This window comes from Brevundimonas sp. AC546 (genome assembly GCF_979258305.1).
The window spans coordinates 1,647,106-1,667,782 of sequence record NZ_OZ409849.1 but is presented as its reverse complement, the minus strand read 5'-3'; the positions used below and the strand labels follow the sequence as shown (position 1 = coordinate 1,667,782).

At 66.6% G+C, this 20,677-nt stretch carries 16 protein-coding genes; 8 read left to right on the top strand and 8 right to left on the bottom strand.

Annotated elements, in window-relative coordinates:
* Nucleotides 1–67: 67 nt before the first annotated feature.
* Complete coding sequence (locus ACZZZD_RS08265; RefSeq protein ID WP_463434183.1) at nucleotides 68–679, top strand: DUF1134 domain-containing protein; 612 nt, start codon at nucleotides 68–70, stop codon at nucleotides 677–679.
* 167 nt (nucleotides 680–846) lie between these two features.
* On the opposite strand, the gene ACZZZD_RS08260 is transcribed toward ACZZZD_RS08265, so the two are convergent.
* Nucleotides 847–1,743 carry a Rossmann-fold NAD(P)-binding domain-containing protein gene (locus ACZZZD_RS08260; protein WP_463434182.1) on the bottom strand — a complete coding sequence of 299 codons (897 nt, stop codon included), beginning with the start codon at nucleotides 1,741–1,743 and terminating at the stop codon, nucleotides 847–849.
* An 8-nt stretch (nucleotides 1,744–1,751) separates the two neighbouring features.
* Nucleotides 1,752–2,984, bottom strand: a complete 1,233-nt coding sequence (locus tag ACZZZD_RS08255) for an NAD-dependent epimerase/dehydratase family protein (RefSeq protein WP_463434181.1) — start codon at nucleotides 2,982–2,984, stop codon at nucleotides 1,752–1,754.
* Nucleotides 2,985–3,338: 354 nt separating this feature from the next.
* On the opposite strand from ACZZZD_RS08255, the gene ACZZZD_RS08250 reads away from it, so the two are divergent.
* The 4 genes from ACZZZD_RS08250 to ACZZZD_RS08235 all read left to right on the top strand — a co-directional run bounded on the left by ACZZZD_RS08250 (nucleotide 3,339) and on the right by ACZZZD_RS08235 (nucleotide 7,262).
* Nucleotides 3,339–4,343 carry a DUF4167 domain-containing protein gene (locus ACZZZD_RS08250; protein ID WP_463434180.1) on the top strand — a complete coding sequence of 335 codons (1,005 nt, stop codon included), beginning with the start codon at nucleotides 3,339–3,341 and terminating at the stop codon, nucleotides 4,341–4,343.
* A gap of 70 nt (nucleotides 4,344–4,413) precedes the next feature.
* Nucleotides 4,414–5,724: a hybrid sensor histidine kinase/response regulator gene (locus tag ACZZZD_RS08245; protein ID WP_463434179.1), complete on the top strand. Its 1,311-nt coding sequence runs from the start codon at nucleotides 4,414–4,416 to the stop codon at nucleotides 5,722–5,724.
* Between the two features lie 43 nt (nucleotides 5,725–5,767).
* Complete coding sequence (locus tag ACZZZD_RS08240) at nucleotides 5,768–6,457, top strand: DUF4893 domain-containing protein (RefSeq protein ID WP_463434178.1); 690 nt, start codon at nucleotides 5,768–5,770, stop codon at nucleotides 6,455–6,457.
* A gap of 61 nt (nucleotides 6,458–6,518) precedes the next feature.
* Complete coding sequence (locus ACZZZD_RS08235; RefSeq protein WP_463434176.1) at nucleotides 6,519–7,262, top strand: DUF4893 domain-containing protein; 744 nt, start codon at nucleotides 6,519–6,521, stop codon at nucleotides 7,260–7,262.
* Between the two features lies 1 nt (nucleotide 7,263).
* On the opposite strand, the gene ACZZZD_RS08230 is transcribed toward ACZZZD_RS08235, so the two are convergent.
* From ACZZZD_RS08230 to ACZZZD_RS08220, 3 genes are read right to left on the bottom strand one after another with little or no spacing between them, the layout of a single operon-like run.
* A complete protein-coding gene (locus tag ACZZZD_RS08230; RefSeq protein ID WP_463434174.1) occupies nucleotides 7,264–8,130 on the bottom strand; it encodes a tetratricopeptide repeat protein in 867 nt (288 codons plus the stop codon).
* Nucleotide 8,131: 1 nt separating this feature from the next.
* Entirely contained in the window at nucleotides 8,132–9,784 is a 1,653-nt protein-coding gene (locus ACZZZD_RS08225) for a serine hydrolase (protein ID WP_463434173.1), read from the bottom strand.
* Between the two features lie 45 nt (nucleotides 9,785–9,829).
* Complete coding sequence (locus ACZZZD_RS08220; protein ID WP_463434171.1) at nucleotides 9,830–11,731, bottom strand: BCCT family transporter; 1,902 nt, start codon at nucleotides 11,729–11,731, stop codon at nucleotides 9,830–9,832.
* Between the two features lie 151 nt (nucleotides 11,732–11,882).
* Here ACZZZD_RS08220 and ACZZZD_RS08215 point away from each other — a divergent pair, with 151 nt between their 5' ends.
* Both ACZZZD_RS08215 and clpB read left to right on the top strand, forming a co-directional pair.
* Entirely contained in the window at nucleotides 11,883–14,138 is a 2,256-nt protein-coding gene (locus tag ACZZZD_RS08215) for a TonB-dependent receptor domain-containing protein (protein ID WP_463434170.1), read from the top strand.
* Nucleotides 14,139–14,310: 172 nt separating this feature from the next.
* A complete protein-coding gene (clpB, locus tag ACZZZD_RS08210) occupies nucleotides 14,311–16,899 on the top strand; it encodes an ATP-dependent chaperone ClpB (protein ID WP_463434168.1) in 2,589 nt (862 codons plus the stop codon).
* Between the two features lie 10 nt (nucleotides 16,900–16,909).
* On the opposite strand, the gene ACZZZD_RS08205 is transcribed toward clpB, so the two are convergent.
* Nucleotides 16,910–17,992, bottom strand: coding sequence for a GTP pyrophosphokinase (locus tag ACZZZD_RS08205; protein ID WP_463434166.1), 1,083 nt, complete (start codon nucleotides 17,990–17,992; stop codon nucleotides 16,910–16,912).
* A 422-nt stretch (nucleotides 17,993–18,414) separates the two neighbouring features.
* On the opposite strand from ACZZZD_RS08205, the gene ACZZZD_RS08200 reads away from it, so the two are divergent.
* On the top strand, nucleotides 18,415–18,549 hold the full coding sequence (locus ACZZZD_RS08200) for a hypothetical protein (RefSeq protein WP_463434164.1): 135 nt from the start codon (nucleotides 18,415–18,417) through the stop codon (nucleotides 18,547–18,549).
* A gap of 590 nt (nucleotides 18,550–19,139) precedes the next feature.
* Here the strand turns inward: ACZZZD_RS08200 and ACZZZD_RS08195 are convergent.
* Together ACZZZD_RS08195 and prmC are read right to left on the bottom strand one after the other, a co-directional pair.
* Nucleotides 19,140–19,496 (bottom strand): endonuclease domain-containing protein, encoded by a 357-nt coding sequence (locus ACZZZD_RS08195; RefSeq protein WP_463434162.1) that lies wholly within the window; start codon nucleotides 19,494–19,496, stop codon nucleotides 19,140–19,142.
* Nucleotides 19,497–19,762: 266 nt separating this feature from the next.
* Nucleotides 19,763–20,647, bottom strand: coding sequence for a peptide chain release factor N(5)-glutamine methyltransferase (prmC, locus tag ACZZZD_RS08190; RefSeq protein WP_463434160.1), 885 nt, complete (start codon nucleotides 20,645–20,647; stop codon nucleotides 19,763–19,765).
* Nucleotides 20,648–20,677: the final 30 nt, after the last annotated feature.

The following is a 20,677-nucleotide window of genomic DNA, read 5'->3' as shown; positions in this document are numbered from 1 at the left end:
GTCGGGGACGGTGCAGCGAAGACCGGCGCGCCAGCCGGCCGTCCTCTCGCCGCCCTCGGAGCGTCCCATGCATCGTCGCCAAATGATCCTTTCCGGCCTGGCCACAGCCGCCGGCGCCTCGGCCGTCGGCGCCTGCGCCTCGGCGCCGGCGCGCGATCCCAACTATCCGATCCGTTCGGATCAGACCGCCCAGGCCTATAGCTTCGACGAACTGGTCTCGGCGGGATCTCGCGAGCTGGGCATCGCGGCCGAGGTGGTCGGCGGGGCCATCGAGCGGGTCTTCGCCGACCAGGGCGACCGTCCGACCGCCTATATCGCGGGCGAGGAGGGCTCCGGCGCCGTGGTGTTCGGCGCCCGCTACGGCCGCGGCGCCCTGCACATGAAGGACCTGTCGGCCTCGCAGGAGGTGTTCTGGCAGGGCGCGTCCGTGGGATGGGACTGGGGCGGCAACGCCAGCCGGGTCTTCACCCTGGTCTATGGCCTGTATCACCCCGACATGATCTATCGCCGCTATCCGGGCATCGAGGGATCGGCCTATCTGGTCGCCGGCCTGGGTGTGAACTATCAGCGCGCCGACGGCATCGTGCTGGCTCCCATCCGCACCGGCGTCGGCCTGCGCCTGGGCGCCAATGTCGGGACCATGAGCTACAGCCGCCAGCGGAATCTGCTGCCGTTCTGATCTTCTCTTTCGTCATCCTCCGACGAGCGTAGCGAGATCGGGGGACCCAGCGGCGCCGAAGGCGATGCGTCGGCCACGACGATGGCCGAAGACCGCATCCGCGACAGGTTCGCGCTCCCGCGCGCCGCTGGGTCCCCCGGTCGCTGCGCGCCGGAGGATGACGAAAGTCAGCTTACAAGTCTCAACGGCGGCGGCGCATCCAGCATCGCCTCCAGCCCCTCGCGCCAGGTCGGATAGGCGGGCCGCCAGTCCAGTTCAGCCTTGGCCAGGGCGTTCGAGACGCGTTTGGAATCCAGGTAGAAGCGCCGCATCGCCTCGCTGACGCTGTCGTCGGTCCAGTTGACCTGGGGCGGGCGGGGCAGGCCCATCCGCTGGGCCGCCCATTCCACCACCACGTCCGCCGGCGAGGGTTCGTCGTCGGTCAGATTATAGGCCGCCCCCGGACGCGGCTGCGCCATCGAGGCGAACAGACCCGAGACCACGTCGTCCACATGGATGCGGTTGAAGATTTGGCCCGGCTTGCGAACCAGCTTCGCCGTCCCGTCCCGCAGCCGCTCGACCACGCTGCGCCCCGGCCCATAGAAGCCCGGCAGGCGGAAGATCTGCACCGTCAGCCCCATCCCCTGCGCCCCGTCCAGCCAGTCGCGCTCGGCCCGCACGCGGCGCGCGCCCTCCAGGGTGGCGGCGTTCAGCGGCCCGTCCTCGAACACCCATCCGCCGGCCCGGTCGCCATAGACGGAGGTGGAGGAGATATAGCCGATCCAGTCGGGCCAGGCGTCGCCCGCCAGCGGTCCCAGGGCGCGCAGACCAGGACAGCCGTGGGCGTCGGGCGCGGCGGTGATCAGGACAGCGGTCGCGGCCTCCAGCGCGGTCTTCAGCGCGCTCGTATCGGTTGGGTCGATGGCGACGATCTCCTCGGCCGCCAGCGTGCGACGGCGTTCGGGATCGCGCGAGGTGGCGGTCGCCCGTCCGCCGCGCCGGATCGCCTCCAGCGCCGTCGCCCGTCCCAGATAGCCGCCGCCGAAGACCAGCAAGTTAAGGGCAGGGGAGGCGTCAGTGGGCATCGGGTTACTCAGGCCGTCAGAACTTTGGAAACCGGCGCGGCCACTGGCGGGCGCGCCTCATTTTTCAGCGCCTCCGCCCGGCGTTGGTTCCAGGCGGACACACAGGCGATCCGGCTGAGATCGGCCCGGCCGGCGTACCGGCGGGCGATGTCCGTCACCTCGTCCATCAGCCCCTGGGCGAGGGTGATAGGCTTCAGACCCAAGTCGCGGAACTGGTCGTTGGCGACGACCAGATCGTTCTCGTCCGCCTCCTGACGAGGGTTGGCGACATTGTGGATTTCGGCGCCGGTCTTGTCGGCGATCATGGCGGCCAGGTCGCGCACGCGCCGGCTCTCGGTCATCTGGTTCAGGATCTTGACCCGCTCGCCGCGTTTGGGCGGGTTCTTCAACGCCAGTTCGACGCAGCGCACCGTGTCCTGGATGTGGATGAAGGCCCGCGTCTGGCCGCCCGATCCATGAACGGTCAGCGGATAGCCCACCGCCGCCTGCATCAGGAACCGGTTCAGCACCGTGCCGTAGTCGCCGTCATAGTCGAACCGGTTGATCAGCCGTTCGTCCTGCTTGGTCTCGGTCGTCTGGGTGCCCCAGACGATGCCCTGGTGGAGGTCGGTGATGCGCAGATTGTCGTTGCGAGCATAGAACTGGAACAGCAGGGCGTCCTGCGTCTTGGTCATGTGATAGATGCTGCCCGGATTGGGCGGGAACAGAATTTCCTGTTCCTCCGGGCCGTGGTCGGTGTCCACCGTCACCTTCAGATAGCCCTCGGGGATGCGCAGGCCGGCGGTGCCGTAGCCATAGACCCCCATAGTCCCCAGGTGGGCCAGATGCACGTCCAGCCCGCTCTCGACGATGGCGGCCAGCAGGTGGTTGGTGGCGTTGATGTTGTTGTCGACGGTGTAGAGCTTGTGCCGCGCCGACTTCATCGAATAGGGGGCGGCCCGCTGCTCGGCGAAATGCACCACGCTGTCGGGGGCATAGTCGCGGATCAGGGCGACCAGACGGTCGAATTCCTTGCCCACCGTCATGTTGACGAAGCCGATGTCGCGGCCCGAGACTTCCTTCCACGCCTTGATCCGCTCGCCCATGGTGCGGATCGGCGTCAGGGACTGGACCTCCAGTTCGTTGTCGATGTTGCGGCGGCTCAGGTTGTCGATGATGGTCACGTCCCACCCGCTAGCCGATAGATGCAGGGCCGTGGGCCAGCCGCAGAAACCGTCGCCGCCCAGAACCAGAACACGCATGGGATAGCCTCGTCGTCGTCTCAAAGGTCATGCCTAACCCAGCAGGCAGGCATCGGCAAAGCGGGGCTGTTAACGACCCGGTGCGACGCTTTGACGAATACCTCTTGGAAAGGGGCGTCGCACGGGGTAAGTCTCGCTCGTCTCCCACTCAAACGCAGCTTTACGGGCCTACACCCGGCTGTTCGCGGCTTGAGCTGATCATGACGGTCGGTCCCGAAAGGACCGGCGCACCATGCGGGCGGCAAGGCATTCCGACAGTTCGACAATCGGGGATCGGCCCCGAGCGAGACGGAACCACGAAACGGACGGAACCGGCCTGAAGGCTTTGGTCCGCCCCTGCACACGGTAGCGCGAATGAGAGATTTCAAGGGCATGAAGCGTCAGCGCGGACGCAATCGGAACAAGGCGGGCGCGTCAAACGCCAACAGCGCCAATCCGAATCGTTCGTGGGACTCGCAAGGCCCCGAGAACATCAAGGTCCGGGGCAACGCCCAGACCGTGTATGAGCGCTATCAGCAGCTGGCCCGCGACGCCTCGTCCGGCGGCGACCGGGTGCTGGCCGAAAACTACCAGCAGCACGCCGAACACTATTACCGCGTCCTGCGCGCGCTGCAGCCGCAGCGGTCCTTCTCGGACATCGCCGCGCGCGAACAGTCGAACCAGGGCTTCGACATCGATTTCGAGGATGAATCCGGCGCCCAGGCCGCCGCCTTCGTCGCCGCCCAGCAGGCCGCCGACCGCCAGGTTCAGGAAGCCGCCGAGCGCAGTGAGCAGAACCAGAACCGCGACCGCGACTACAATCGCGACCGGGATCAGAATCAGAACCGTGATCGGGACCGCGATCAGAATCGTGATCGCGATCAAAACCGCGACCGGGATCAGAACCGGGATCAGAACCGCGAGGCTCAGCAGCCTCGCGAACCGCGTGAACCCCGCGAGCCGCGCGAGGGCGACGATGTCCGCGCCGATGGCGAGGGCGGTCGCCGCGAGAGCCGGCGCGAACGCTGGGAGCGTCGCCGCGAGGAACGCAATCGCCGCTTTGACGGCCAGGAAGGCGCGGAAGACGGCGCCCCCGTCCACGCCGACGCCGCTGATGTCGAGACTGTCAGCGAGACGCCGGTCGTCGAGACACCTGTCGAAACGTCCGTCGTCGAGGACCGTCCCGCGCGCCGTCCGCGTCGCACCGCCGCTGCCATCGCCGCGGACGAAGGCGACGCCCCGACGGCGCTGCCGGGCTTTCTGACCCGCGCCCCCGCCTCGGCGGCTGCTGCTCCGGCCCCGGAAGCGGAAGGCGAGGCGGCCCCGCGTCGTCGCGCCCCGCGTCGCAAGCCGGAAGCCGCCGCGACCAGCGAAGACTAAAAACAACTCAAACGAGCACGTTTACCTGAACGCAACTCCTGCGCGTCATTCTGACGCGTAGGAGGGCGTCATGGATATCGTCTTGCTTGTCTTGTCCCTGGCCCTGGCCGGGACCTGCGCGGGAATATGGCTCTGGCTTCAGGCGCACGCAGTCGCGGTGCGTCTGCGCCGTGAGAATGATCGGCTCGAAACCCGCATCGTCCAGCAGACCCAGGCGCTGCGCAGCGCCCTGATGGCCGCCCAGGCCGATGTCGAGCGTCTTACCGCCGAGGATCGCACCCGCGGCGAGGTCATGCAGGCCCTGGGGCGCGAACTGCGCACGCCGCTGACCACGGTCATGGGCTTTTCCCAACTGCTGAACGTCAACGCCGAGGCCGACCCGCTGACAGCGCGGCAGGCTCAGGCTATCCGCCACATCGAGGCGGCGGGCGGGGTGTTGCTGGCCCTGGTCGAGGAGGCGGACGCCTTCATGACCTCGGGCGACGCCGGCGCCTCGCCCTCCATCCACCGCGTCGACCTGCGCCTGGCCCTGCGTCAGGTCTGCGACGGGGTCGAGCCCCAGGCGCGCGAGGTGGGCGTGACCCTGGCCTGTCCGCCGCCGGCGTCGGGCCTGTGCGTCATGGCCGACCCCGGCCAGGTCCGCCGCATCCTGCGCCGCTTGGTCGAGAACGCCCTGCGTCATTCGCCGGGAGGCGGGACCGTCCGCATGGAGATGAGGCGCGACGACACTAACGTCATCATCGCCATCCATGACGCCGGCGCGACGCCGACGGGCGAGAGGTCCGACCGCCTGTTCCATCCTCTGGACGGACAGGACGCGCGCGGCGGCACCACCCTGGGCGTCGCCTCGATCCAGCGCCTGGCCGAGCGGATGGGCGGCGCCATCACCCAGCAGCGAGAACACTGGGGCGGGACGATCTTCTCGCTCAGCCTGCCGGCCGTCGGCGCCCTGTCTGTCTCGACTCCGAAACAGGCGGTGGTCCTCTATGTCGAGGACAACCCCGCCAACATCGCCCTGATGCGCCAGGCGGCTTCGGGCCTGGGCCTGACCCTGCATGCGGCGGCGACGGGGCCGGAGGGACTGGAGCTGGCCCGTGCCCTGAGGCCCGACGTGATCCTGCTGGATATCGGCCTGCCGGACATGGACGGCTATGAGGTCAAGGCGCGGCTGGACGCCGATCCGATGACGCGCCACGTGCCGGTCCTGGCCCTGACCGCCGCCGTCTCGCCGCAGGATCGCACGCGCGGGCGCGCCGCCGGTTTCGACGCCTGGCTGGCCAAGCCGCTGGACCTGACCGCCCTGGCTGCCGCGTTGAACGACGTGCTGGGCAGCGCGCCGGCGCCCGGCGGCCTTGACGCCGACCGGCGTCAGAGGGCCTAAGAGGGCCACTTCGCCCGCAAGGTCGCCCCCAAGGGAAGCGTTGATGCGTCAGTTCGCCCGGTTCGTTTCGTCCCGTCTGCTCGTTCGCCGGTTGGCGCCCCTGGTCGCCCTCTGCGCCGTCGCCGCCTGCGCCGCGACCCCCCCGCCCCCGCCGCCGCCGCCGTCGAGCGCAGGCACGGGCGCCGCCCTGATGGACTGGCGCGGCGTCATCACCTCGGGCGACCGCGACCGTTATCGCCGTGTCGACGCCGCCTGGACCCTCGCCCTGCAGCAGGCGAATCGTCAGCGCGGCTCCGGCGATCTGCGGACCCTCGGCGAGCTGATCGCGCCCAAGGCTGACCGGCCCGGCGTCGCGCCGCCGCCGGGCGACTATCGCTGCCGCACCGTCAAACTGGGCTCACAGGGCGGCGAGGACGGCTTGGGCTATGTCGTCTACGGCTGGTTCGCCTGCCGCATCGAACAGACGCCGGGTGGACTGAAGTTCTCCAAACTGACTGGCTCCCAGCGTCCCTCGGGCCTGCTCTTCCCAGAGGACGACCGCCACATGGTCCTGCTCGGCTCCATGGCCTTGGCCCAGGAACCGGCCGCCAACTCCTATGGCCGCAACGCCGACCGCGACCTGGTCGCCGTGCTGGAACGTATCGGCGAGGACCGCTGGCGCCTGGTCCTTCCCTGGCCCCAGTACGAGTCCAACCTCGACCTGATCGAACTGGTCCCGGCGCCGCGAAGCTGACCGCGCGCTGAACCGGGCGGCGGCTGGGCCGTTTGCATCTCCATCACCGATGGAGACGCCCATGCGCCGCACCCCTCTGGCCGTTCTGGCCCTGATGACCACCACGGCTTTGGCGGCCTGTGGCGATGACCGTCCGGCCAGCCCAGCCGAGACTTCGCCCGCCGTGACCGAAACGGCCGCTGGCGTCCCGGCTCAAGCGGCGCCCGAGGCCGCAGCCACCCCGCAGCAACAGGCGGCGCCCGTAGAGGGCATGCAGGGCGGAACCGATAGTTGGCGCCAAGTCGCCAATACGGCCGACGCCAGTCTGCTGGGCCGGCTGGACCAGGCGTGGCGCCTGGGCCGCGCCGAGGCGGAAGACGGCGGGTTCGCGCGTCAGGTCGAGGCGTTGGGGCCGCTCGCCGATCCGAACGCGGCGCAGACGGGCCGCATCCAGCCGGGGCCGGGGACCTATCGCTGCCGCACCATCAAGATGGGCCGCCGCGTCGAGGGCCAGGGGTTGGCCTATGTCGAATATCCCTGGTTCACCTGCTCGGTCGAACTGACGCCGGGCGGTGATCTGGTCCTGACCAAGACGACCGGCTCGCAGCGCACGCGCGGCCTGATCTATCCCGACACCGAGCGCCGCGCGGTTTATGTCGGCGCCCAGGCCTGGGGGGCGGACGAAAAGACCTTCCCCGAATATGGCGACAGGACGGAACGCGATCAGGTCGGCGTCATCGAGCGGATCGGCCAGAACCGCTGGCGCCTGGTCCTGCCCTGGCCCAAACAGGAGGCCAAGCTGGAGCTGCTGGAGATCGCTCGATAGGTCAGCGCGCCGTGCAGTCCAGCGGCTTTGCATACTCCACGGCGCTGGGGTCCAGCTGGCGCGCCTGGGCGATCTGCGTCTCGGCCTCGGCGCAGCGGCCGGTCGCGGCCAGAACCCGGGCATAGGAATGTCGGATCGGCGCGGCCTGCGGCAGGGTCGCCAGCGCGGCCTCGCAATAGGCCACGCCCTCGGCCGCGCGCCCGGCCTGGTACAGGATGAAGCAGTGGTTGTTCTGCACTCCGGCCTCGTTGGGCGACAGGGCCAGGGCGGCGCTGCTGTCGGCGACGGCGGCCGGATAGTCGCCCAGCTTGGCCAGCAGACCCGCCCGATTGGTCAGGGCGATCCCGTCAGTCGCGGGCAGGGACATCACCTGAGCCTTGGCCGCCGCAAAGGTCGTCGCATCGCCGTCCTTCAGGATCGGCAGGATGCGGATCAGCACCTCGAACCTGAGTTGGTCATCCACCGGCATGTCGTTGGCCGGATCGCCGGACGCGCTGACTTCGCCTTTCAGCATCCGCCACGCCAGGCTGGCGTCTTCCTGCGCCGCCTCATTGCGTCCGGCGTGGAAGTAGGTGTCGCCTCTGAAGGCGTGGAAGACGATGTCGGAGGTCACCGCCATGCCGGGCGGGACCGCTTCGTCATAAAGACCTAGGGCTTTGGCGTACTGGCCCGCCAGATAGGCCTGGGACGCCAGGTTGATCAGCGCCAGCGCCCGCACCGGCGACCCCTTCGGCGCCGCATCGGCGCAGGCCTGGACGTTCATCTGTCCCGCCGCGTTCGGTTGGCAGACGGCGGGAATGTCCTGAGGCGTCTGCGCGTCCTGCGGCGCCAGGGACAGGCCCAGGATCAGCGCGACGGTCGCGATCATCTCAGTCGGCCCTCGTCAATCTCAGGTCCTGATAGTCGTAGCTGAAGTCGATGTCGGGGCTGACCCCCTTCATCGTCGCCGTCGCGGGCTTGGCCGCCAGGATGGCGAAGGTGACGAAGGCGTCCTCCTCGCGCTTGTCCGGGACACGCGTGCGGAAGGTCTCGCCGTCATAGGGCTCCAACCAGCCTTGCAGGGCGGGCGTGTGGGTGAAGCTCAACCACAGGCCGCTCTTGCGATTGCGCCCCCGCCCTTCGGTCTTGGGCGCGATGACGATGTCGCCGTACCAGGGGTCGCGCCAGGTTCCGGCATAGGATTCAAGCGGCATGGACGGCGCCGCGCCGGCCGCCTGTTTGGCGTCGATCTCGACCGCGGCGGCGATGGATTTCGCATTGCCTTCGGTCTCCATCCGCTTGGAGTCCGCGATCCAGTCGACATCCACCTTGCCCATGCAGATGTCCGAAATCCCCGAGCGCAGCGCGCGCAGCAGGAAGCTCTCCTCGGCGTTGGAGAAGATGCAGAAGCCGGTCTTGCGGCCGGGGATCAACACCGTCGCCGAAATGCCGCCGGGCGAGCCGCCGCCGTGGCTGGCGATCCGCTCGCCACGATAGTCCTGGACCTGGAGCCCCATGGCGTAGGTCGAGGCGATGGACCGGTTGGGCAGTTCCGCCGTGGGTCCAGGCGAGGATCCTACGATGATGTTGGGGCGAACCATCTCGCGCGCCGCATCCTCGGAATAGAGCCGCGACCCGTCCGCCAGCTTGCCGTCGTTCAGGCGCACGGCGATCCATTTGGCCCAGTCGGTCGGCGTCGTACAGATGCCGCCCGCCGCCGCCGCCGAATCCCAGTTCCACACCTCAACGATGGACTTGGCGATGGGCGTCATCGCCCCCTGATAACGCAGCGGCGGCCCGACCCGGCCGTGGGGCAGGGCGGATTTCGCCGGGTCGGCCAGACGCGCCAGGGGCACGGTCTCGGTCATGCCGACCTTGTCCAGGATGCGGGTCTGGATGAAGGCCTCCCAGGTCAGGCCGGACACCGCCTCCAACACCGCGCCTGCGACCACGAACATCAGGTTGCAGTAGTGATAGCGCGCCCTGAACCCGTCCTCGATCGGCACGAAGGCGGCCTGGGCCAGCACCTCGGCGCGGGTGCGGTCCGAATTGGGCCAGAACAGCAGGTCGCCGGCGCCCAGGCCGAACCCGGCCCGGTGGCTCAGCGTATCGCGCACCGTGATGTGCTCGCCGATATAGGGGTCCGACAGGGTGAAGCCGGGCAGGTAGGTCCGAACCGGCGCGTCCCACTTCACCTTGCCCTCGTCGACCAGGATGGCCAGGGCTGCGGCGGTGACGTTCTTGGTGTTGGAGGCGATGGCGAACAGGGTGTGCTCGTCGGCCCGCGCCGGCTTGCCTTGAACCTTGACGCCGTAGCCGCGCGCCAGAACGGTCGTCCCATCCTTGACAACGGCGACGCCCAGCGCCGGCTGATCGGGCCACGCCGCCATGCATTTCGCCACATAGGCGTCCACCGCCTGGGACAGAGACGCATCGTCGTTCGCGGGCGCCTGAGCCGTTGTCTGGGCGAACGCCGGCTGGGCCGCCAGCGCCGCCGCGCCTCCGGAAGTGAACAGGGAACGGCGCGACAGACGAAGGGACATGGCGAACTCCAGCGAAGACGCCGGACGCTAGCGCCCCTTCGAACTCTAGGCCAGTCGCCACCGCTGAAGTTGCTCCAGCACGTCGGCGACGATCTGGTCGTGGGTGAAGCCGGTGATGTCGTGCGGGCGGGCGCCGTCGCCGGTCTGGGCCATCAGTCGCCACTCCAGCAGGCGGCGGCCCTGGGACGTTTCGCGTGCGGTCATGGTCGGCCGCGGGCGTGACCGCGCGCCGATGCGATAGACGAAGGTCCGTTCGCCGTGCCGCAAGGTCAGCCAGGCGGCGGCCTCGTCTGTGCTGATCTCGGCGTCCGGCTCTTCGGCCTCCAGGGCGGCGCGCACCGTCTCCAGCGCGGGCAGGCCGTGGCAGTCGATCTCCTTGACGATGTCGGCACGGGTCGCGGGGGACAGGATGCGCTTCAGCCGTTCGGCCAGAGGCGGCCCTTCCGTCTCGACGTTGCGCCCGGCCAGGTCGGCGTTCATCTGGCGCACCAGGCCGATCGACAGCAGGATCATGATCAGGACGAAGGGCAGGGCAGCGGCCAGGGTGGCGGCCTGAAGCGCGCCCAACCCGCCCGCCAGCAACAAGGCGGCGGCGATCAGGCCCAGCAGCAGGCACCAATAGACCCTCTGCCAGCGCGGCGTATCGTCAGCTCCTCCCGAGGCGATCGTGTCGATCACGAGGGCGCCGGAATCGGCCGAGGTGACGAAGAAGACCGCCACGAGCAGGATCGCCAGGCTTGAGGTGAAGGCCGCGCCCGGCAACTGTTCCAGGAAATAGAACAGGGCGGTCGACAGGTCGGTCGAGACGGCGTTGGAAATCGCCCCCGCCGCCTGTCCCATGTCCAGGCTGATGGCCGTATTGCCGAAGACGGTCATCCACAGGAAGGTGAATCCGGCCGGAACCAGCAGCACGTTCAGCAGGAACTCGCGCACCGTCCGCCCGCGCGAAATCCGGGCGATGAACATGCCCACGAACGGCGACCAGGCGATCCACCAGGCCCAGTAGAACAGGGTCCAGTCCGCCATCCAGGCGCGCGGCTCATAGGCGTAGAGGGTGAAGGTGCGTTCGAAGAAATGATCCAGATACAGGCCGAAGTTCTGGACCAGCGCCTTGAACAGGAAGTTGGTCGGCCCGACCACCAGCACGAACAGCATCAGCAGCACCGCCAGTGTCAGGTTCAGCTCGGACAGACGCCGCACCCCCTTGCCGACACCGCTCATCACCGAGGCGGTCGCCGCCGCCATGACCACGACGATCAGCCCGACCTGGACCCAGGCGGTGTTTGGAATGCCCAACAGATAGGTCAGGCCGCTGTTCATCTGCGACACGCCGAAGCCCAGCGAGGTGGCGATGCCGAAGGCTGTGCCCCAGATGGCGAAGATGTCGACGGCGTCGCCGATGGGGCCGTTGATCCGCTTGCCCAGCAGCGGAGACAACCCCGACCGCAGGGTCAGCGGCAGGCCCTTTCGGTGCGCGAAATAGGCCAGGCTCAACCCCACCAGGGCATAGATGGCCCAGGCGTGCGCGCCATAGTGGAAGAAGGTGATCCCCATCGCCTCGCGGGCGGCGGTGAAGGTGCCGCCTTCGCCGGAGGGCGGATTGATATAGTGCTGGATCGGCTCGGCGACCCCGAAATACATCAGGCCGATGCCCATGCCTGCGGCGAACAGCATGGCCAGCCAGGACAGATAGGGGAAGTCGGGCTCGGCGTCGTCCGGCCCCAGTTTCAGAGCACCCGTAGGCCCGATGGCCAGCACCAGCACCAGCCCCACGAACCCCGCCACCGAGGCGATATAAAGCCAGCCGAAGGTGTCGATCACCCAGGCCTGAACATTCTGGAAGACGCGGTCGGATTGCCCCGGCGCGACGATGGCGACAAGCAGCAGCATCGCGATGATGGCGCTTGCGCCCCAGAACACGCGCGGGTTCATTTTCGTGGTCAGCATCGGGTCAAAGCGTATGGCGAAGCTGGGGGTTCCCTGGCTTGGCCACAGCCCCGCCACGGGGATGAAAAAGATGTAACTGAGGGATGTGGCGGTCGCCTGATAGTGCGCGAAGCAGAAGGACGTTGAGGGACGTCCGCGGGGGACTGGCGCCATGTCGATTCGTAAGCTCGCACCGCTGGTCGGCGTCGTTCTGGCCCTGCCCGCCGGGGCGGCCATGGCCCAGACGCCCGCCCCCGCCCCCGCGACCCAACAGACCCAAACGCCCGCGCCTGCGCCTGACGCCGACAAGGACGCGGCCACGGTCGGGGATGTGGTCGTCAACGCCCGCGCCAGCGATGTGCGGACCTCCATCGATTCCATCAGCCACAGCTTAGCCGACGATCTTCAGGCCGCGACCGGCACCCTGGCTGAAGCCCTGCGCAACGTGCCGTCCGTGGATGTCGATCCTCAGGGAAATGTCTCGCTGCGCGGCGACGGCAACGTCACCATCCTGGTGGACGGCCGCCCGTCGGCGATCCTGTCGGGGCCCAACCGGGCCGACGCCATCCTGCAGCTTTCCGCCGACCGTTATGCCCGCATCGAGGTAATGACCAACCCCTCGGCCGCCTACAGCCCGGAAGGATCCGGCGGCGTCATCAATCTGATCACCAAGCCGACCCCTGTCGCCGTGGCCGGCGCGCCCGGCGCTCCGGCGGAGACCACGACGACCGGCTCGCTGCGGGTCAACCTAGGCGACAACGGCCGCTGGAATGTGGGCGCCAGCGGTTCGCGCCAGAGCGGAAAGCTGACCCTGACGGGCGACCTCAGCTATCGCTACGACGACCAGACCTTCTCCTTCGATCGCCTGCGCGAGCGACTGGATCCGGCCGGCGCCGTCACCTCGACGACGACCACAGCCCAGCAGAATGACTCGACGCAGAAGGGCGCCTTCGGCCGCCTCTCCGCCGAATATCGCCTGACGGAAAAGACGATGCTGACCGGCGAACTGCGGGGCAACCGTTTCGATGTCGATGGTGAAAACCAGGGCCTGTTCGAGACCCGCGACGCCTCGGGGCAGCTGGTCAACGCCTACACCCGCGACGGCGACGGCGCCTTCGTCCTGGACGGCTGGGGCGCCACCGCCCGATTGCTGCATCAGTTCGACACGTCGGGCCACGAATGGTCCAACGAGCTGCGCTACGACCGCAACGACAACGAAAACACCTCCCTGGTCGCCAACGCCTTTCTCACGCCGGTCGCGCCCGACCTTTACGAGCAGCAGCGCTGGCTCAGCGCCCAGGAGACGATCGGTTTCACCAGCGCCTATACCCGGCCGATGAGCGACGGGTCCAAGCTGCGCGCCGGCTATGAGCTGAGCATCAGCCGGCCGGATCAGGACAATGTGCTGCGGCGTGGAGCCTCCGAATCCGCGCTCGCCATAGTCCCGGCGCTGAGCAACCGGTTCGAGGCGGACCAGACCGTCCACGCCCTTTACACCACCTACGAGCGGCCGTTCGGCGAGAAGCTGTCGGCCCAGTTCGGCCTGCGTCTCGAACAGGCGGACATCGAGGTCGAGGACGTCACCAACGGCGTGCGTGCGTCCCAGGACTATTTCCGCGCCTATCCGACGGGCCACCTCCAGTACAAGCTGAACGACGAGCAGACCCTGCGGGCGAGCTACTCGCGTCGCATCCAGCGGCCCCAGCCGACCCAGCTCAATCCCTTTGTGACCTATGGCGATCCGCTGAACCTGCGCTCGGGCAATCCCGATCTGGAGCCGCAGGAGACGGACAGCTTCGAGGCCATGTGGCAGTTGCGGCGCGGCCAGAGCTTCTATCAGGCCACCGCCTATTACCGCGACACGACCAAGGCCTTCACCGACGTGGCGACCGACATCGGGGGCGGCGTCCTGTTGACGCGGCCGGAGAATCTGGGCGCGCGGCGTGACCTGGGCGTCGAACTGACCGCCAGCGGGCGACTGCATCCGACCCTGCGTTACAACGCCAGCCTCAACGCCTTCCGCCAGGAAATCGACACCGCCGGTATCCCCGGCGCCCGCAACCGCGAGGGCGACCTCGTGACGGGCCGCCTCAGCCTGAACTGGCAGCCCACGGCCAAGGACTTCGTCCAGGTGTCGGGCTTCTGGCAGGGCGATCAACTGCTGGCCCAGGGCACGCGCGAGAGCGGCGGCATGCTGAACCTAGGCTATCGCAGGAAGCTGAGCGACACCCTGTCGCTGCAGTTCACGGCCCGCGACCTGCTGAACTCCTTCGGCGGCGCCACCACCTATGACACGCCGCAGTTCCGCGAGCGGGTCGATCAGGACATTAACCTGCGCGCCTTCTATCTGGGCCTGAGCTGGTCGTTCGGCGGCCCCCGTCGTCAGCCGGAACAGTTCGACTTCTCGACCGGCCCGACCGGCGGCTGACCACTCTTGCAGAGCCTGTCTTGACGCCCGTCGCCCCTCCGGCGGCGGGCGTTTTTGCGCGGGGTCTTGCGTGTCCAACCGGCCACACCCACCTCGGATGCAACGGCTCATGGCGTCGCTTCCTGCAAGGGCGCATTGGGTTGAAATCCGCCTCCCGAGGGGACTGAAGACCATGAATCTCGAACTCTATTCCGACCGCGCCAAACAGGCCGTCCAGTCGGCCCAGTCGCTGGCGCTCGCCCGCCGTCACCAGCAGTTCGCGCCCGAGCATCTGCTCAAGGTGCTGCTGGAGGAGCGCGACGGCCTGGCCCGCAACCTGATCACGGCCGCCGGCGGCGACGCCCGCCGCGCCGAGGCTGATGTCGAGACCGCATTGAAGAAACGCGCCCAGGTCTCTGGCGGCTCGGGCCAGCTCTATCTGGACGGCGACACCGCCCGCGTCTTCGCCGCCGCCGAGGACGCGTCGAAAAAGGCCGGCGACGCCTTCGTCACCACCGAACGCCTGCTGGCGGCGCTCGCCAAGGAAGGCGGGGTCGCCGCCGAGGTGCTGAAATCCTCCGGCGCGACGGCCGAGAAACTGGACGCCGCCATCGCCGAGGTGCGCAAGGGCAAGACCGCCGACAGCGCCGGCGCCGAGGACGGCTATGACGCCCTGAAACGCTACGCCCGCGACCTGACACTGGCTGCCCGCGACGGCAAGATCGACCCGGTCATCGGCCGCGACGAGGAGATCCGCCGCACCATCCAGGTCCTGGCCCGGCGCACCAAGAACAACCCCGTCCTGATCGGCGAACCGGGCGTCGGCAAGACCGCCATCGTCGAGGGCCTGGCCCTGCGCATCGTCAACGGCGACGTGCCCGAGAGCTTGCGCGACAAGACCGTCATGGCGCTGGACATGGGCTCCCTGATCGCCGGCGCGAAATACCGCGGCGAGTTCGAGGAGCGGCTGAAGGCCGTCCTGTCCGAGGTCTCGGCGGCCGAGGGAGGCATCGTCCTGTTCATCGACGAGATGCACACCCTGGTCGGTGCCGGCAAGGGCGACGGCGCCATGGACGCCTCCAACCTACTGAAGCCGGCGCTGGCACGCGGCGAACTGCACTGCGTCGGCGCCACCACGCTGGATGAGTATCGCAAACACGTCGAGAAGGACGCGGCCCTGGCCCGTCGCTTCCAGCCGGTCTTCGTCGCCGAACCGACGGTCGAGGACACGGTGTCGATCCTGCGCGGCCTGAAGGAGAAGTACGAGGTCCACCACGGGGTGCGGATTTCGGACAGCGCCATCGTCGCCGCCGCCACCCTGTCGAACCGCTACATCACCGACCGCTTCCTGCCGGACAAGGCCATCGACCTGATCGACGAGGCCGCCAGCCGCGTGCGCATGGCGGTGGACTCCAAGCCCGAGGCCCTGGACGAGATCGACCGCCGCCTGGTCCAGCTGAAGATCGAACGCGAGGCCCTGAAGAAGGAGACGGACACGGCGTCCAAGGCCCGGCTGGAAAAGCTGGAGGACGAGATCGCCGATCTGGAAGGCCAGTCCGACGACCTGACCACCCAGTGGAAGGCCGAAAAGGACAAGGTCGGCCAGGGCGCGACGTTGCGTGAAACCTTGGACCGCCTGCGCCTCGAACTGGCCAACGCCCAGCGCGCCGGCGACCTGGGCCGCGCGTCCGAGATCGCCTACGGCCAGATCCCCCAGATCGAAAAACAGCTCGAAGAAGCCGAAGCCAACGAGACCAGCGGCAAGGGTCCGCTGACCCCCGAGGTCGTCGACGCCGAACAGATCGCCGCCGTCGTCAGCCGCTGGACCGGCGTCCCCGTCGACAAGATGCTGGAGGGCGAACGCGAGAAACTGCTCCAGATGGAGACCGCCCTGGGCGGCCGCGTCGTCGGTCAGGACGAGGCGCTCGCCGCCGTTTCCGACGCCGTGCGCCGCGCCCGCGCCGGCCTGAACGACCCCAACCGACCGCTGGGCAGCTTCCTGTTCCTGGGCCCGACCGGCGTGGGCAAGACCGAACTGACCAAGGCCCTGGCCGAGTTCCTGTTCACCGACGAGGCGGCCATCACCCGCCTGGATATGTCGGAATATATGGAGAAGCACAGCGTCTCCCGCCTGATCGGCGCCCCTCCCGGCTATGTCGGCTATGACGAGGGCGGCGCCCTGACCGAGGCCGTGCGCCGTCGCCCCTATCAGGTCGTCCTGTTCGACGAGGTCGAAAAGGCCCACCCCGATGTCTTCAACGTCCTGCTGCAGGTGCTGGACGACGGCCGCCTGACCGACGGCCAGGGCCGCACCATCGACTTCCGCAACACCCTGATCATCATGACCTCCAACCTGGGCAGCCAGTATTTAGCCGAACAGGGCGAGGGCGATGATGTGGAAGCCGTCCGCCCCTTCGTCATGGACGCCGTCCGCGCCCACTTCCGGCCCGAGTTCCTGAACCGGATCGACGAGATCATCCTGTTCCACCGCCTGGGCCGCGACCAGATGGGCGGCATCGTGCGGATCCAACTGTCACGGTTCGAGAAACTCCTCGCCGACCGCCGTCTGTCGCTGGACCTCGATGACAGAGCTTTGGCCTGGCTCGCCGACCGCGGCTACGACCCCGCCTATGGGGCGCGGCCGCTGAAGCGGGTGATCCAGAAGGACTTGGTCGATCCGATTGCAAGGAAACTACTGGCCGGCGAGATCGAGGACGGCGGGGTGATTGCTGTGACGGCGGGGGACGGCGGGCTAGAGATCGGGAAGGTGCGGGTGCATTAGGGCAAGGGTTTCAAGCTGCCTTTGCAGCTTTTATTGCGCGATCTGCAATTGATTCATGGAAACCGTTACTTGTTAGGTCTTCTTTCTTTATCGACTTCTTGTAGACGTCAATCAAAGCAAGAATTGCTAAAAATGCAGGCGATGCGCTCCATGAATCTCCATCATCATCATTGATTAAGCGCTCAAATATGCGGAAATCTGCAGATTTCAGAGCTATTTCTAGATCTGAAACGGATTTCAGGCCTAGCCGTTGAGAAATGCTTGAAAGGTGGGAAATTGAATCCTCATCAGTTTCATCCTCCGTAAAGTTATACGGATTTTCACCATCTTCATAAATATCAAATCCTGCTTCGGTCGCGTTATCCACAAGTAATTTTGTAACATCAGAAGCCGCAAGAAATTCTTTAACGCTATATGCTGATATTTTTATAGTTTTATCACCTGAAGCGATTGAATTCTTCGCCTGAAGTTGGTTGTCCAGCCGCTCGTTTCTTATTTCTACAAATTGCTCATCTACAAGTTCAAATAGACCGGCTAATCTATTCAGCTTTCTTTGAAGTGCTGACGGCACATCGGAATCTTGCTTGTAGTTTACAATATGAGAAACGGCTGACCAAGCGTGCTGGACTACTGTTCTTACCTGTATTTCTACGTTCATGTTTTTGAACTGCCGCCACTCCGGAAGTTCGTATCTTCGCTCACTAATTTGACATATTAGATGATAGCTCAAATAGCCAAACCGGAAAGATTCTAGACTTTCTCGGCTATTGCTAAATTGTTCTTCTTTAACAACAAATTCTGTCCTCATGATATCTATTACTTTTGCGATATCATCGTGAAAATTACATATCACACGTACGCCGCAAAGGTCAGTCATGTCGGAAAGAGGAGATTTATAACGCTTTCCCGGCCGCGAAATTTTTTCAGAGAAAGATTCAGTTGTCTTGGCGCGAGATTCTACAAGATGGAATCTTATCCCTTCAGATCGCAGAAGGCTTTCAATCAGATTTTGTAAACTCGCAGACAAAGCCACATATTGAGGTCGAACCTCTTCGTAGCTTCTTATTTGCTCAGCTTTCCGAGTGGCTGCCATTCTAACCGTTCCCGTGCTGCCATGCCAATTTTACGGCAGGGTCCGTCCATATGACAGCAGTATCCAGCAAATTTATGAGACGCTACTGCTGTTAGTTGTTCGTGTGCTCTCTAGGTTGGTAAAAAAGTCGGAGCGGCGCGTGCAGGTGTCTGTCATAGCCCAGCCGTTGTCGTCTCGGATCGTTATCTCCCGTTGAGAAAATTGCTGCGAAACGGATGATAAGGCCGGGATGTCGAGGTCGGCGTGAGCCGCCGCACCGGCTGAGTCGCAGCGGGTGTTTGGGCAGCGCGCGACCCTCACCCTTTCGCGCAAGAACGTCGGCTGCGCCGCCGTGCGCTCAAGCCCTCTCCCAATGGGAGAGGGATGCATGGGAACCAAACAGGAACATTAACGCTTTTGGTTTGTCTGATTAGGAGGCTGTCATGGCTAAGAATGAGCAGACCAGCGATAAAGCCGGTAAATCCGCATCCAAGGTGCTGCGCGACGATCGAACGGGCAAAGATTCCAAGAGCGCGGCGGGGTCAGCCCTGTCCCAACGTCCCGACAAGAAGAAGTAGGGTGCGGTCCTTCTCCCATTGGGAGAAGGTGGCCGCGAAGCGGACGGATGAGGGTCGGGTGTCGAAGTCGGCGGGAGCCGCCACACGGGTCGGGCCGCAGCGGGTGTCCGGGGGGTGCGACCCTCACCCTTTCGCGCAAGGACGGCGGCTGCGCCATCGTGCGCTCAAGCCCTCTCCCAATGGGAGAGGGGAGGGCAAAACTTGATCCTTCTCCCGGTGGGAGAAGGTGGCCGCGAAGCGGACGGATGAGGGTCGGGTGTCGAAGTCGGCGTGAGCCGTCGCGCCGGTCGGGCCGCAACGGGTGTCCGGGTGGCGCGCGACCCTCACCCTTTCGCGCAAGGACGACGGCTGCACCGCCGTGCGCTCAAGCCCTCTCCCAATGGGAGAGGGGAGGCCAACTTGATCCTTCTGCCATTGGGAGAAGGTGGCCGCGAAGCGGACGGATGAGGGTCGGGTGTTGAAGTCGGCGTGAGCCGTCGCACCGGTCGGGCCGCAGCGGGTGTCTGGGCGGCGCGCGACCCTCACCCTTTCGCCTTGCCGATCGCTGCGCTCTCGGAGGCTCAAGCCCTCTCCCAATGGGAGAGGGAAGCTTAGAGGCCCAGCGTCCTGGCGCGATCACGGATGGCGTCGTCGATGCGGGCGGGGTCGGTCAGGGCTTCGGTGTTGGTGAAGCGGACGACGGTCCAGCCTAGCGCCTCGATCTCCTGCTGGCGGTAGTGGTCGTTCAGCGCGACCTCATCGTGCTCATGCACCCCGCCGTCGATCTCGATGACCAGCCGCAGCGGGACGCAGGCGAAATCGACCACGAAGCGGCCGACCGGGTGCTGGCGTCGCACCTTCCAGCCGTCGACCGCGCCGCCCCGCAGTCGCGCCCAGATGCGGTCCTCGGCCAGGCCGCCGCTCTGGCGAAGCCCCCGCGAGCATGGCGTCAGGCGGCTGGTCGTCATGCGCGGGTCTCCGTTAGAACCCCATCCCACATCCGTCGCCGGCTTTCGGCAAGCGAAAGCCGCTAACCCGCGCATCTGCGGCCAAGGGAGCCAGAGATTTCAACTCTCTACCGCCCACCAGCGTCCTCTTCCTGCCCATCCTCCAAAACCGTGCGATCCTGTTTCCGCTCGTCCGCATCGGACGCGCGGCGCAGCCGGGGAGGGCGGATTTGAGACGAATTGCACTATTCAGACGGTGTTTTTCGCAGCCGACCGTCTGAAATCCCTCAGTCCTTGGGGATCGGGTTGGTCCTCGGGTCCGGGCCGTTGGTGATGACGCGGTCGCGTTCGCCCAGGTCCTTGATGATCTTGACGTCGGTGAAGCCGGCGGCCTCGAACAGGGCCTTGACCTGCGGGCCCTGATCAAAGCCGATCTCGACGGCGAAGACGCCCAGCGGTTTCAGGATGCGTTTCACCTCGGGCGCCAGGTCGCGATAGGCCTGCAGCCCGTCGGGGCCGCCGTCCAGGGCCAGGTGCGGGTCGTGGTCGCGGACCTCGGGGTCCAGGGTCGCGATATGGTCGGTGGGGATATAGGGCGGGTTGGACAAGACCAGGTCGAAGCTGGCGTCGCCAAAGCCCGCCGCCCATTCGGTGCGCAGGAAGACGGCGCGGTCGTTCAGGTCCAGGTTGGCCGCATTCTCCTTGGCCACGGCCAAAGCCTCCGACGAGATGTCGGTGCCGACGCCCTTGGCGGCCGGCCGCTCGGCCAGCAGGGCCAAGAGGATCGCGCCCGAGCCGGTGCCCAGGTCGATGGCCTCGAACGCCTCGTTCCTGGCGAAGGCCAGCATGGCCACGTCCATCAGGGTCTCGGTGTCGGGGCGGGGGCTGAGCACGTCGGGGGTGACGTTCAGCATGATCTTCCAGAAGCCCTTCTTGCCGATGATGCGCGACACCGGCTCGCGCCTCAGGCGGCGCTCGACCATGGCCTCATAGGCGCTCAGCTGGTCGTCGGTGATGACGCGATAGGGATCGGTCAGGATGTCCATGCGGCTGGCGCCCGATGCGGCCTCCAGCAGCAGGCGGGCGTCGATGGCGGGGCTGTCGATGCTGCCGGTCTTCAGCCTGGCCTGGGCGGCCTTCCACGCGGTCAGCAGGGTGTTGGATGCGGTCATGGTCGCTGATTGGCCCGCGCGGGCGCCGAT